This window comes from Pasteuria penetrans (genome assembly GCF_900538055.1).
Classification (GTDB): domain Bacteria; phylum Bacillota; class Bacilli; order Thermoactinomycetales; family Thermoactinomycetaceae; genus Pasteuria; species Pasteuria penetrans.
On record NZ_UZAC03000001.1, the window covers coordinates 1,141,520 to 1,155,979 of the forward strand.

General features: G+C 50.0%; 15 protein-coding genes. 2 read left to right on the top strand and 13 right to left on the bottom strand.

Going from position 1 to position 14,460, the window contains the following annotated elements:
* Positions 1-23: 23 nt before the first annotated feature.
* From rpsS to rpsL, 11 genes are all read right to left on the bottom strand, one after another.
* A complete protein-coding gene (gene rpsS / locus PPRES148_RS04700; protein WP_149453465.1) occupies positions 24-305 on the bottom strand; it encodes a 30S ribosomal protein S19 in 282 nt (93 codons plus the stop codon).
* Positions 306-331: 26 nt separating this feature from the next.
* Positions 332-1,162 (bottom strand): 50S ribosomal protein L2, encoded by an 831-nt coding sequence (gene rplB, locus PPRES148_RS04705; RefSeq protein WP_149453466.1) that lies wholly within the window; start codon positions 1,160-1,162, stop codon positions 332-334.
* 46 nt (positions 1,163-1,208) lie between these two features.
* A complete protein-coding gene (rplW, locus tag PPRES148_RS04710) occupies positions 1,209-1,499 on the bottom strand; it encodes a 50S ribosomal protein L23 (RefSeq protein ID WP_149453467.1) in 291 nt (96 codons plus the stop codon).
* Entirely contained in the window at positions 1,496-2,149 is a 654-nt protein-coding gene (gene rplD, locus PPRES148_RS04715; protein WP_149454238.1) for a 50S ribosomal protein L4, read from the bottom strand. The genes rplW and rplD overlap by 4 nt, the downstream gene beginning before the upstream one ends.
* A 34-nt stretch (positions 2,150-2,183) precedes the next feature.
* Complete coding sequence (locus PPRES148_RS04720) at positions 2,184-2,408, bottom strand: hypothetical protein (protein ID WP_149453468.1); 225 nt, start codon at positions 2,406-2,408, stop codon at positions 2,184-2,186.
* 146 nt (positions 2,409-2,554) lie between these two features.
* Entirely contained in the window at positions 2,555-3,199 is a 645-nt protein-coding gene (gene rplC / locus PPRES148_RS04725; protein WP_149453469.1) for a 50S ribosomal protein L3, read from the bottom strand.
* Between the two features lie 9 nt (positions 3,200-3,208).
* Positions 3,209-3,529 (bottom strand): 30S ribosomal protein S10, encoded by a 321-nt coding sequence (rpsJ, locus tag PPRES148_RS04730; protein ID WP_149453470.1) that lies wholly within the window; start codon positions 3,527-3,529, stop codon positions 3,209-3,211.
* A 152-nt stretch (positions 3,530-3,681) separates the two neighbouring features.
* Positions 3,682-4,869: an elongation factor Tu gene (tuf, locus tag PPRES148_RS04735; protein WP_149453471.1), complete on the bottom strand. Its 1,188-nt coding sequence runs from the start codon at positions 4,867-4,869 to the stop codon at positions 3,682-3,684.
* Positions 4,870-4,901: 32 nt separating this feature from the next.
* Positions 4,902-6,977, bottom strand: coding sequence for an elongation factor G (gene fusA / locus PPRES148_RS04740; RefSeq protein WP_149453472.1), 2,076 nt, complete (start codon positions 6,975-6,977; stop codon positions 4,902-4,904).
* Between the two features lie 85 nt (positions 6,978-7,062).
* A complete protein-coding gene (gene rpsG / locus PPRES148_RS04745; protein WP_149453473.1) occupies positions 7,063-7,533 on the bottom strand; it encodes a 30S ribosomal protein S7 in 471 nt (156 codons plus the stop codon).
* Between the two features lie 114 nt (positions 7,534-7,647).
* Positions 7,648-8,058, bottom strand: coding sequence for a 30S ribosomal protein S12 (gene rpsL / locus PPRES148_RS04750; protein WP_149453474.1), 411 nt, complete (start codon positions 8,056-8,058; stop codon positions 7,648-7,650).
* Between the two features lie 747 nt (positions 8,059-8,805).
* Between rpsL and PPRES148_RS04755 the strand changes: the two genes are divergently transcribed.
* On the top strand, positions 8,806-10,890 hold the full coding sequence (locus tag PPRES148_RS04755; protein WP_223127953.1) for an FtsX-like permease family protein: 2,085 nt from the start codon (positions 8,806-8,808) through the stop codon (positions 10,888-10,890).
* A gap of 205 nt (positions 10,891-11,095) precedes the next feature.
* Here PPRES148_RS04755 and PPRES148_RS12885 read toward each other — a convergent pair whose 3' ends face one another.
* Together PPRES148_RS12885 and PPRES148_RS04760 are read right to left on the bottom strand one after the other, a co-directional pair.
* Complete coding sequence (locus PPRES148_RS12885; protein ID WP_281289921.1) at positions 11,096-11,221, bottom strand: hypothetical protein; 126 nt, start codon at positions 11,219-11,221, stop codon at positions 11,096-11,098.
* A 744-nt stretch (positions 11,222-11,965) separates the two neighbouring features.
* The gene (locus tag PPRES148_RS04760) at positions 11,966-12,187 is read right to left on the bottom strand and encodes a hypothetical protein (RefSeq protein ID WP_149453476.1); all 222 of its coding nucleotides are present in this window, start codon (positions 12,185-12,187) and stop codon (positions 11,966-11,968) included.
* Positions 12,188-13,106: 919 nt separating this feature from the next.
* Here PPRES148_RS04760 and PPRES148_RS04765 point away from each other — a divergent pair.
* Positions 13,107-14,408, top strand: a complete 1,302-nt coding sequence (locus tag PPRES148_RS04765; protein WP_149453477.1) for a hypothetical protein — start codon at positions 13,107-13,109, stop codon at positions 14,406-14,408.
* The last annotated feature ends 52 nt before the right edge of the window (positions 14,409-14,460 follow it).

Consider the following 14,460-nt stretch of genomic DNA (forward strand, 5'->3'; position numbering starts at 1 on the left):
TTGCCCAACACGATTCCCCCTATCTAACGTTTCCGTGTACGCCGATCATCGCCCGCATGGCTCCTAAAGGAACGCGTGGGAACAAATTCACCCAACTTATGACCCACCATATCCTCCGTCACATACACAGGGACATGCTTGCGTCCATCATGCACAGCGAAGGTATGACTCACAAACTGCGGAAAAATCGTCGAACGGCGTGACCACGTCTTGATCACCCTTTTCTCCTTCTTCTTGCCCATCGCCTCCACCTTCTTGAGCAGGTGCTCATCGGCAAAGGGACCCTTCTTCAAACTACGTCCCATCAATTCACCCCCCCAATCTATCTACCCTAGCGTTTCTTACGTCGGCGAATGATGTAGGCGTCCGAAATCCCGCGTTTCCGCGTCCGATAGCCCAACGTCGGTTTCCCCCACGGCGTTACCGGGGAGGGGAGACCAATCGGGGCCTTGCCGTTACCCCCACCATGTGGGTGATCCACCGGATTCATCGCCGAACCTCGCACAGTAGGTCGACGTCCCTTCCAACGGGAACGACCCGCCTTACCTATGCTGACCAACTCGTGGTCCGCATTCCCCACCTCGCCTATTGTGGCTCTACAGGTAGCTAGCACCAACCGCGTCTCGCCTGAGGTAAGACGGAGAATTGCATACTTACCCTCCTTCCCCAACAGCTGCACCGAGGACCCAGCTGACCGTGCTATCTGTCCACCCTTGCCAGGTTTGAGTTCAATGTTATGAAGCAAGGTCCCCGCTGGGATCGCCGACAGGGGCAGAGCATTGCCCACCCGAATATCCGCATCCACGCCGGACACAATCCCCATACCAACACCCAAACCTACGGGGGCCAATATATACCGTTTGTCTCCATCAGCATAGTGAATCAACGCAATTCTAGCCGATCGATTGGGGTCATACTCAATGGTAGCCACCTTACCTGGAACCCCATCCTTATTCCGCTTGAAATCAATCACGCGATACCGCCGTTTGTGTCCCCCACCCTGATGACGTGTCGTAATACGCCCCTGATTGTTGCGACCTGCGCAATTTTTCAATCGCTTCGTCAATGATTTGGACGGCTTAGATGTTGTGATTTCCTCAAACGTGGATACGGTCATATGGCGGCGAGTCGGTGTCATCGGCCGATAGGAACGAACACCCATGAGGTACATCCCCCTCTCCTTCGCCCCTTTTCGGGCTTATTGTCTCCTATACATCAAAAGCAGTGATTGGTGCACTCCCCTCACGCAACGTCACAATAGCCTTTTTGCGCATGGGCCGCCGTCCACTCGTGCGTCCCTGTCGTTTCACCTTACCACGAACACGGAGCGTGTTGACACTCGCCACCTGTACGCCTGGAAAAACGGCTTCTACCGCCTTACGAACCTCGACCTTGTTAGCTTTCGGGTCCACCTCAAATACGTACTTATCCAACGCGCGAACGAGCGTTGCCTTTTCCGTAACCACAGGACCAACCAAAATATCATGGGGGGATTTCATGTACCAAACACCTCATCCACCACTTTTACCGCGTCTCTTGTCAAAATCATCTGTTCGTGACGAACAATATCTAGTGCATTCAAATTAGCAGCAGACACCACACGAACGCCCGGAATGTTGCGGGCTGCGCGTAACTCGTTCTCCCCTGGCTTCTGTTCCGTCACCACGAGCAGACGCGCTTTGGTCAATTGATTTCTTTTGTCCATCATCTGCAAGTTTTTTAACACATGCACCATAGCCCGGGTTTTGGGCTCCGCCAGGGATAAACCCTGCACAACCGACAAATTCCCCTCTTTGGCGCGTGCCGAAAGGGCAGAACGAATGGCCAAACGACGTACCTTACGATTGATCCGATAGTTATAACACCGGGGTTGTGGACCGAACGTCACGCCACCCCCTACCCATAACGGGGAACGGATGCTACTGTGACGAGCACGTCCCGTCTTCTTCTGACGCCAGGGCTTCCTACCACCACCACGAACCGCAGCACGATTCTTCACAGCATGCGTTCCACGCCGTAGGGCTGCCAACTGTTGTACAACCACATCGTGTAGAACGGATCGATGGGGTGAAATAGCAAAGACACGCTCAGGCAGGGAAACAACGCCTACCTCTTTCCCTTCCATATCACACACGGGCACCTCAAGCAAAATCTCGACCCCCTCTCCCTTTCCCATAATCCTGTCATCCACCACCACAATCGCCCGTACCGCCACAATCGCCGGTACCACCATCACCGCCACAATCGCCAGTACCACCATCACCGCCACAATCACCCGTACCACCATTGTGACTGTGCATACCCCCGAAGATAGGGAAAACGCGACGATGGTCGGACGACGAGGACCCCTGGTCTGGTCCTTTGGGCCGCCGTAAGGCGTCAAACCAGCGCTTCACCCTACAAAACATCCGTGATTAACCCCCACACATGATTTGCTCCTGGTTTGCTCGTGGTTTGCTCATGTGAAAACGATATCGCTCTACCATCATCCATCGGTTGATCCCTCGTATGCAGGGAAACTTCATCCGCAAACCCTATACAGGGCCGAAAATTTTCAAGAGGAATAAGCTTCAGAATGCAAAATGGCGGAACGGACGATGACATAACCACGCTTGGGTCCAGGAACCGTTCCGTGAACCACCAACAGATTCCTGTCCTCATCAACGGCCACGATCTCCAAATTGAGGACGGTCACACGACGTCCCCCCATCCTCCCCGGTAGGGTTTGCCCTTTGAAAACGCGCTGCGGGTCGATAGACCCCAACGAACCCGGACGACGATGATAGTTAGAACCGTGACTCATCGGTCCCCGCGAGTGGCCATAACGCTTGATGGTACCAGAAAACCCCTTACCTTTGGAGGTACCCGTAACATCTACAAACTCACCAACAGAGAACATGGAAACAGTGACCTCATCCCCCAATTGGTAAGGGGCCGTATCCATAGCGCGGATCTCACGAATGAGTTTCTGCGGTGCAGCCTCCGCCTTCTTGGCGTGTCCCTTCTCCGGTCGGGTAGCCCTCTTCAAACGCTTGGGATCAAAACCCAACTGCACCGATTGATATCCATCTGTAGCTTCCTCCTTGCGTTGCAATACCACGCAGGGACCCGCCTGTATAACAGACACGGGGCGTACCACATCGCCCTCTGTAAATATCTGCGTCATACCCAATTTCCGACCCAAAATTCCCTTCAAAATCCTCCCCTCCTATCCCAGATTGATTCGAATATCGACACCTGATGGAAGATCCAAACGCATCAGGGCCTCCACGGTTTGATTCGATGGATTATCAATATCAATCAAACGTTTATGAACACGCATTTCGAACTGCTCACGGGAATCCTTGTACTTATGGACCGCCCTCAATACGGTATACACAGAACGCTTGGTCGGCATGGGAATGGGGCCCTTCACAACGGCTGATGTTCGCCGCGCCGTATCCACAATCTTACCCGCTGACTGATCCAATATCCGATGGTCATACGCCTTCAAGTGAATGCGAATTCTCTTCCTTTCACTCGTACCCACGCTTTCACCTCCCCCAGCCGCTTCCCATACCCAACCCTCCCCGATTCTCCCCCACAGCAACGGGGGGGCCGGATAGGTCCAACATAAAACCTTCCGCTCCCTTCTGAGAACGGAATATCACAATCTCTACTTCTCACGCATCCAAGAAAAATTCACTCTTCTACTTTGGAAACCGTACCGGCGCCTACCGTACGACCACCTTCACGAATCGCAAAGCGGGTTCCATCCTCAATAGCAATGGGGTCAATCAATTCCACCGAGATCTGCACATTATCACCCGGCATACACATTTCCGTACCCTCAGGTAGAGTCACAACGCCCGTTACGTCTGTAGTCCGGAAATAAAACTGAGGGCGATATTTAGAAAAGAAAGGTGTATGCCGACCACCCTCCTCTTTTGACAGTACGTAAATTTGCGCGGTGAATGCGGTATGCGGTTTTACCGTACCTGGCTTAGCTAGCACCTGACCACGACGGATTTCTTCGCGGCTGATCCCACGCAGAAGAGCCCCTACGTTGTCACCCGCTTCTGAAAAATCGAGCTGCTTGCGGAACATCTCCAAACCCGTCACTGTGGTTTCACGGGTTTCACCCAGACCCACAATCATGACCTTATCTCCCACCTCAACACGTCCACGTTCCACACGACCCGTCGCCACCGTACCACGGCCGGTAATCGTGAACACATCCTCTACAGGCATCAGGAAGGGCTTGTCAGTATCCCGCTCAGGATCTGGAATGTAGGAATCGACCGCATCCATCAGTTCCACGATGGACTCCGCATATTTACCCTTAGGATCCTCTAACGCCTTTAGGGCTGATCCGCGAACTACAGGAATATCGTCCCCGGGGAAACCGTACTCGGACAGCAGTTCACGTGCTTCCATTTCCACAAGTTCAACCAGCTCTTCGTCATCTACCATATCTACCTTGTTGAGAAAGACAACGATGTGAGGCACCCCTACCTGCCGAGCCAATAGAATATGCTCACGCGTCTGCGGCATAGGACCATCCGCAGCCGAAATAACCAGAATGGCACCGTCCATCTGTGCTGCCCCGGTGATCATATTCTTCACGTAATCGGCATGACCAGGACAATCCACGTGTGCATAATGACGGTTTTCCGTTTCATACTCCACGTGCGCCGTTGCAATCGTAATCCCACGAGCACGTTCCTCCGGCGCCTTATCAATTTGATCATAGGCAGTTGCTTGCGCCCCACCCCTGAGCGACAATACGGTGGTAATGGCAGCTGTTAACGTTGTCTTACCATGGTCCACGTGACCAATGGTACCAATATTGACATGCCGCTTCGTCCGCTCAAATTTTTCTCTTGCCATATCTCTTCAATACCCCTCTCGAACAGATACCCCTACGTACCTGCCATCTTAGAAACAATCTCGTCCGAGATACCCTTCGGCACTTCACCGTAGCACTCGAACTCCATAGAGAAAGTTCCCCGACCCTGCGTACTCGACCGTAGGTTATTCACATAACCAAACATCTCCATCAGAGGCACCACACCGCGGATGACCTGTGCACCCGCTCGCGCATCCATTCCCTCTACGCGACCCCGTCGCGAATTGATGTCGCCAATGACATCGCCCATGTACTCCTCAGGAACCACTGCCTCAACCCGCATGAGGGGTTCTAGTAAAACGGGCGCACACTGACTCTTAGTACCCCGTAAAGCAAGCGAACCCGCAATCTTAAAGGCCATTTCCGAGGAATCAACGTCATGATAGGATCCATCAAAAAGAATAGCGCGAACGTCTACAAGAGGATATCCTGCCAACACACCATTCTGCATAGATTCTTCGATCCCGGCCTGGACCGCAGAAATGTATTCACGTGGAATCACACCACCTACAATCTTATTGACGAACTCAAAGCCGGAACCTGGTTCGAGAGGCTCGAAACGAACCCAAACATGGCCGTACTGACCCCGACCCCCAGTTTGGCGAACAAATTTCCCCTCGATTTCAGCAGCACGACGGATGGTCTCCTTGTAGGCCACCTGGGGTGCCCCTACATTGGCCTCTACCTTGAATTCACGACGCAACCGATCGACAAGAATATCAAGGTGGAGCTCACCCATTCCAGAGATGATCGTCTGGCCCGTCTCCTCATCCGTATGCGTTTTGAAAGTAGGATCCTCTTCATCGAGTCGAGATAAGGCAACCGCCATCCGATCCTGATCTGCCTTTGTTTTCGGCTCAATCGCTACCGAGATGACAGGCTCAGGAAAATCCATGGATTCCAGTATCACAGATTGCTTCTCGTCGCAAAGCGTATCCCCAGTGAAGGTGTTCTTCAACCCAACGGCCGCGGCAATATCCCCCGTATACACACGACCAACCTCTTGACGATGATTCGCATGCATCTGCAGAATTCGTCCGATCCGCTCACGTTTCTCCTTGCTCGCGTTGTATACATAGGAGCCCGAAGACAAGGTCCCGGAATAAACACGAAAGAACGTCAACTTGCCCACATAGGGATCGGTCATAATTTTAAAAGCTAGTGCGGAAAAGGGCTCCTCATCACTCACAAGCCGCTCTATCTCCTCCCCCTTGTCATTGACACCCTCCACAGGGGGCACATCGAGGGGGGAAGGCAAATAAGCCACTACAGCATCAAGTAGGGGTTGGACACCCTTGTTGCGATAAGAGGAACCACACAACACAGGCGTCATTTGAACGGAACAGGTGGCGGACCGCAGGCCACTGGCAATTTCTTCCTCTGTCAAGGTACCGTTCTCCAGATATCGCTCCATCAGTTCATCATCCGAATCGGCGATAGCCTCCATCATCACACTACGGGCCTCTTCAACCTTCCCCTGATACTCCTCAGGGATTTCGAGGGCCTCCGAAGTGGTCCCGAGATCATCGACGTAAACGATTGCCTTTTGCGTGACGAGATCAATCACGCCCTTGAAGCCGTCCTCAGCGCCAATGGGTAATTGAATGGGCACCGCGTTGGACCCGAGCCTCTCACGCATTTGCTGCACGGTACCTAAAAAATCTGCACCCATGATATCCATTTTATTGACATAGGCAATCCGTGGTACCCTGTATCGCTCCGCCTGACGCCAAACGGTCTCCGACTGCGGTTCCACACCACCCTTAGCACAGAAAACACCGATAGAACCGTCCAGAACGCGCAAGGAACGCTCCACTTCAACCGTGAAATCCACGTGCCCGGGTGTATCGATGATGTTGATACGATGGTCCCTCCACCGTGCCGTGGTAGCAGCCGAGGTGATCGTAATTCCACGCTCCTGTTCCTGCTCCATCCAATCCATGGTGGCGGCACCTTCATGCACCTCACCAATCTTATGCACCCGACCTGTGTAAAACAGAATACGTTCTGTGGTGGTTGTTTTACCTGCATCAATATGTGCCATAATCCCTATGTTTCTTGTTGCCCGCAACGTGAACTCACGTGTCACCGGAAACTTCTCCCTTCTACTATTACAAAGCTACCGGCGTCACCTCCGCTCCCCTTGCCGCAGCAATCTAGATTCAACATCCATCTTACCAGCGATAATGGGCAAAGGCACGGTTAGCTTCAGCCATACGATGGGTATCTTCCTTCTTTTTCACAGCGGCACCCGTACCATTAGCCGCATCCAAAATTTCACGTGTGAGACGATCCTGCATCGTCTTTTCGCCGTGTTTACGGGCAAAATCTACGATCCACCGAATCGCCAGGCTGGTCCTCCGCTCTGGCTTTACCTCCACAGGTACCTGGTAATTGGCTCCTCCCACGCGGCGAGCTTTTACCTCCAGCACGGGCATCACATTCTCTAACGCCTGTTCCAGCACGGTCAGCGGATCCTTTTCCGACTCCTCGCGAATCTTCTCCATGCTCCCGTATAGGATACGCTGCGCCTTCCCCTTCTGCCCGTCATACATCAAACGATTCATCAAGCGAGTCACCAGTTTACTTCCATACACAGGATCAGCGATGACCTCGCGTCGTGGTACCGGCCCCTTTCTTGGCACCCATCCATCCCCCTTTCTTCCTGCTGCTTGATTCACAACGCCACAAACAAAACAAATCCGCACGAACAGGAACAAAAAACAGGGAGGAAAGGGTAAAACACCCGTATCAACCCCCTACTTGGGCCGCTTGGTACCATACCGGGAACGACCCCGACGGCGATCAACTACACCGGCAGCGTCCAAAGCTCCACGCACCACTTGGTAACGGACACCCGCAAGGTCCTTAGTCTTTCCGCCCCGTACAAGAACAACGGAGTGTTCTTGTAGATTATGGCCAATCCCCGGGATATAAGCATTGACCTCCATGTTATTACTCAGACGCACCCGGGCATACTTCCGTACAGCCGAATTCGGCTTCCTGGGCGAAAGAGTAGCAACACGGATACAGACGCCACGCTTTTGTGGAGAACTTTGCAACACATTAGACTTGTGGAAACTATTGTAAGCAAACTGCAGAGCTGGTGCCTTTGCTTTCCTACGGCGCCGCTTCCGTCCCTTGCGAATCAACTGATTGATGGTTGGCATATTTCTTCACTTCCTCCTCCCCTTTAGAATCCCCCCCTTTCCTCTGAGGGAACTACCCCAGAAAAAACGAAACGGGTACGGAGGCCGATCCCTCCGTACCCCCTAAGACCCACATCAGGGAGGCCAATATCTACTGTGCGGACCCGCAAACACACGTGGTAATTCTACCACCGACTTCCCCCTAAGTCAACGAAGGGAATAGGGTTCCGCATTTTTTCCCCGTTGCCGCTTTCCACCATGCATACCACCCCACCGAAAAGGACGAACCAAGGAGACCATCCCATCCCATTCACCCCATTGGCAACATCCCGCTGCGGACGTACATTTCTAGACAGGGTTTTCAGGAAAAATCCCCCTGGATCCCGGCTGAATATCGGGCCTGGAGATTTCGTCCAGAAAGTGAGGATAGAACTGTTGTTTTATAGGTTGAAGGTTACAGGGTAGGGGTTTCGTGTTCCCATCCGCCAATATGGGAACGTCCCTGTGGCGTAAACTTGTGTATAATCGAACGGTATACACAAAAGGGCCGCCGCAAAAACAGAACCCCCACCCGATCCATAATCTATTTTTGTATTTTTTTATCCTTGTATAAAATTTTTTCAAATGACGTGTTGGGGACATCGGCTATTACCGCCATAATTATGTACACTGCCCTTGCGATTCAAAACAATACATTTAGGGTAGATCCCATTATGGGTCGTATTTCCATACAAATTCAGCAGGTATATTTTTTGGAGGATGGGGTTTATGACACTCTTCCAATGTGTAATCCGCATGATGATCCGGAAACCACAGGTCTATATAGGCTTGGCGTTGAATACAGCTGTCGTTGCGGCTGTGGTTTTTGCTTATGCCACGTTTGTGTTTCACCCCCAACTCGATATGCTTTGGCATGGGGAAAAGCAAACCATCACGGAACAGCTACTTCGAATCATGTTTGGTGTACTTATGCTCTGTTCCCTCCTCTCCCTGCTCTATTTTCTCTCGGTCCTCTGTAGGGAAAGAAGGAAACAATTTGGTATATTCATCCTATTGGGTATGAAAATTTCCCAACTACAACTTATGCTGATATGGGAAATCCTATCCATCGGTAGTTGCTCTACTATCGCAGGGATTTTCCTGGGCGTCCTATTGAATATGAGTTTACTGCATCTCCTCAAACTGAACGTGGAGTACTTTCAGCTGGCGTTTCATTTTTCCGAGAAATCCCTCTACATTTCTACGGCCTCGTGCCTATTGTTGTTCCTCTTAGCAGCCTTGATCATGCCCCTTTTGGTTCGGGAACAACACATCCTCCGATTTTTCCGTGATGGGGGGGAGAGAAGAGAGGGTAAATCGGATCTTTCCATAGGGATTCTTCGTTCCATTCTGTCCTTTTTCTTTCTGGGATTGGTAATCGTCCTCTGTTGGTTTTGGCCTATCCCCGTCGAACTTACGTTTCATAGGTACACCCCCTTTATCCCCACGTTGTTAGTCTGTTTGGTTCTTACGACATTGGGCATTTACTTTTTTTATCGTCAGGGTATGGTAATGATAGCGAAATTTCTTCTCCAGAAACACCAGTTTTCCTGGAGAAAATCTCGACTGTTATGGATGAGCAGTATAACCTACCGGTTGCGTGAAAACGCCCATTTCCTATCCCTTTTTTCCCTATTGCTCACAATCTCATTTATTTCTATTAGTTTGTTCCCTCCTCTTTTTTCCGTGTTCTTTTCTTCGCAATATGATTCACACCTAAATACATACTATTATAATTATTCAAAAGAGAAAAACGTAATGCCATCAATCATTTATTCCCTAGGGGAGAAGGGAAGGTCTTCCCCCCTAGAAAAGCAGTGGAGATCATTAGATTCCATTCTTACTGCCGGTGGTCTGGTACGCTTCGTTTCCCAACCACTGGTGCTTGTGCACAGAAGGAACACGCAACTGGAATATACGGAAGGCTATTTTATTCGGGCGAGGGATTACAATGAAATGGCCCGGAGAAGCGGAAAACCCTTTCTCACCCTGGGTACTAATGATGCCATGGGTATGGATTATGCGTATGCAAACGATACAGGCTCGGAGTTTCCCTATCCACTGCTCAAAGATTTGGGGATCCAGGAGGTGCAGCATTCCGGAACCAAAGGGAATACCGTTTTTCCTCGTATGGATGTACCACAGTGGATATTGGGGGATTATGCGTATGCAAAGGTTTCAAAACACTACAAAATAAAAAAAGTACAACATGTGAATTATTTTTTGCCATATAATGGTACAAATATTTATATTATAAACACTATGATTAGATTAAATAAGTATTTCCGGGGAGCTTCCCCTCCTACCTATTCTACCCACCTTTCCAACGGTATGTCGGGGGGAGTCGTATATGCAAAGAATTATGAACCCTATTTGTGGAAGGTATTGGCCCAGTCCACTGCTATTTCCTATGTAATCGTGTTTTTTGTTTTTATGATCGCAGCAGATGGCTTTCTTTTGTCCCGCATCTACACGGATATAGAGGGTCAAAGGCAGCAGTTTCTCAACCTGTTGCGGGTGGGTTTTTCCGTCCGTGATGTACGAAGATCAATCACAAACCAGATGGCCTTCATTTTCTTCTCGCCCCTGTTGCTATCCACCATTTTTACCGCCTCCGCACTTCGTTATGGATGCCGTTACCTGTTGAAATATCCTATTCTTGGGGAGGAAATCGAATTTCCTGACTGGTCCAGTTTGGTAGGGGTGATCGCTGTAGCCCTGGGTGTACATTTTGCCATGTTTTTCCTAACTCGTGCGTGGGTATGGCGTAACATACAAGGACAATGGAATTCCACAAGGGGTGGTGTTCCCTAGGTCCCCTGTGTTGCAACACTACCTGCGCCTTTTGACGCTTTCCTCCCATGGTTCTTCGCCTTACTCATCTCCCGAACCCACATCGGACGGGAATCTTCCGTCCTGCCTTTTCCCAAAATGCTCATCACCTGCTGATCCCGGAAAGCCCTCTCCCCCGTCCTCCGTAGGACACGACACACATTACCCTACACGTACTCCTCCCACATTATGTGACTCTTACGAGTTCCATGGGGTTTTGCCCATTCAGTACCCGTCTGATGTTACGTTCTTCCTCCGTACCCCCTCCCTGCTGTGTTCTATCCGGGTTTCGATCCAATGTTGCCTGGTCCAACTTGTGATCGTCCCCTTATTTCGCGATTGTGTGTGAGCCGATTCAGCTAAACCCTTTACCCTCCCTTTACAAGGGTTTTATCGCTACCATAGGCTAACGATCCGACTATTGTGCACAGGGAGCCCTGGTTGTCCTGGGTTTTTATTACGCCTTGCTGTGTGTGACCAGACGGCGTTGTTCCGTGCGACGTCGAGTGGACCCAGTATTTCAACCGATACCCTCACAGAACTGAACACTCTCACGTGATCCGGCCCTTATCATCCCGCATAAATCAACGGTGCACAACGTGGTGTGTCCACTATGATGGTTGTGTGGATGGCGGCAAGACCGATATGATTTCTCGTTTTCCACTTGATCGTTCCGGAACCCGTGATGATATCTCTTGGCCCTTTACAGCCTGGCGACGATCAAGCCGTTAGACGTCTGTACGACAGGTTTCCAGGTTGCACACAGGAAGGACTGGGTTGGGTTCATTCCGCCCATACACCACAGGCCACTAGGACATAAGGTCTTCTTCCCTAGCTTGGTCCCAGAAGGATCCTTACCCTCTAGTTTCGACATGAATGGCTCGTTTCGATGCCGTCGCCCAGCCGGTTCGATTGCGCCAATCTCCTCAAACACCCACCGAACGGGGTCGGGCCCCGCCTTTTCCCCCCTAGCTACCCAAGACCCCATGCTCTTACCATGGACCGCGCTAGGGCGGTTGGGAACCTACCACCTATCGATCGGTTCCCAACCAAGGGCCTACCTCCATCTTTTCTGCACCCTAGCTTGGGTGCACACCCATAATAAGCGCCTGGACTGGATTCCACCCATCCGTGTGCACCGCATGCCCACCCAGATCGTAAGTTGGTCGTCCCCCGTGACTTTCCCCGATGTGTCAAGCCACGCCTCGGTTTTGGCATGAATGGTTCCTTTCGATGCGTGATCGAACGGTTCACCCGTGTTGAGCTCCCTAACCCCCACCGGACAGGGGTTCTAGCCCCGCCTCTTCCGAGACCGATCCCCACCAGAAATCTTTCCACACCATCATTGTTAGATGGTTTGAGGCCCGCTGCCCACCAACTGGCCTCGAAGAGGGACCATGTACAATCTCCATCACTTATATAACCTACTTGACACACGCCTGAGTAGTAGAATACTAACTTTATAGAGGAAAAGATTCCCCCTATCCAAAGTAGCCATCCTAAGAGAGCAAACAAAAAATGGGGGGCCACTGGAAACGGATTGGAATCTCGTCGTTCTGTACAAGGTCATAGGGGCCGGTTATCTAGATGGATTTATTCCTTGTTACGGTGGGTTTTCCCGTGGGCGAGGGGGAACGGAAAACAGGTACGATTATACTTTACAGTCTATTTGCAAAAGACATGTAAAGTATTGTGTTGGAACTGTTTACATGATATATTATCAATGTACCTAATATACCATTGATTTCAAGAGAATTGTAGACTCGCCGGTACGTTCCCCCCAAGGACCGGTATTCCCCCTTCCTCATCCCTGTATAGGATGTAGGGTTTGAAGGGGAGAGGAGTTATACACAATCAAATCATTCCATGTGGTTAGAGGTGCGTTGTTGATGGGTGTAGGTATAGACGAAAATCATGGCGGGTCGTTGTGGTGGTATCTATGGGAAATAGAGGAATATCTATATTTTCTATAATTTTGTCCATGTGTGTTCCATAGTTTCATAGGGGTATAAGGGTATTTTATGTGGTTTTCCTTACGGCGCCTCTGGGTTCAGGTATTGATATACCTAATCTTAGGATCATACACTCGTTTTTCCTCTCGTATGAATTGATAGAGTGGGATTCCCATTATGCAATATTCATTCGGGATTTATTTTAGTTTTATTATATAATTTGAATCAAGGAGAGATTGGGTCACTATGACAGGAAATAGAGCAAACCGTATACAAGCTTTAATTTTATCAACAAGTCTCTTGGCAATGCCCTTTATTTCATACCCCTCCCATGCCAATGCCATTGCAAGTAACATCCCCACTATAGAACCCGATGATAATCTTACTCCCAAGAGGCCTACGATACTTGATGAAACAGATAATTGGAAGGATAATGAACATGAAAAAACTAAGAAAAAATTGTTAGAAAATAGAAAACAAATAAATGATAACTATAATAATTTTACAGAGCAAGATATCCGTATAAAAAATCGTTTGACAGACCATGATGATTCCTTACGTGCTACCAGAGAGGCAATTGATGGTAACATTGCACCCATCGTAGATAAAAATAAAAAGGATATTGAAACAAATAAGAATGGTATTGCAACGAACGCTGAAGGAATAAGTAAGAATGCAAAAGGAATAAGTGAGAATGCAAGGGGTAAGGAAATACTAGCAAAGGGTCTAAATGACCATCAAACATCCCTCGACCAACACGGACTTCAACTGGGTCAGCACGAGGAAAAGATAAAGGCAATTGAAGAAAAGATAAAAGGGGGAAAGATAACCCCAACGGTTATCGAAAACGGGGATCGTGCCCACGTGAAAATTGGTGCCTATGATATAGAGATTTCGTCCAGAGAATATAATGATTTAAAAATAAAAATAAGCAGCACTAATCAAAAACTTATAGATGTGCTGAATGAAGTGAAACTGAATGGTACAACGAGGACCCTTACAATCAACGGAATTACTATAGATATCAGCTCTACTACCACACTCCATGAGTTGAAACAGATGAGTTGGGCCATGGTGTTCCCATCTTATCTACAGCAGCACCCGAGTTTCGTTTTGAACGGCGTACCGGTTCAACAAGTAGGACTCGTTGCCAATACCACGGGAGCAGCAGTAGTACCCTCCACTGTTGCGGGTACCTCCGCAGCTAATCAAGCCAACCCAGTTTCCTCGGGTAACCCCAGATCATCTACAACAACCCCCAACGCTGACAACAAGTCCCCTGGCAATGACAAGCCATCGGGCGGTAAACCCACTGAGGGTGTACCCTCCAGCAAACCCAGTGGGAATCCTGAGGGTAGTTCACCCAGCGGGAATCCTACAAATGGTCCAATAAAGAGGGGTGGGGCGAACCCTTCCCATAACTTGGCTGACACAGCCAATACAGAGACCTTCTACACAATCTACACTTCTGGTGCAGCGGCAGCAGTAGGTTTGGGGGTCCTCACTTTCCTCCGTCTACGTCGTCGCAAAGGAAAAGATTCTGTATAAATACGGTAATCAATCCGATTGATTCAGGAACAACAACCCCACGGCGAAATGC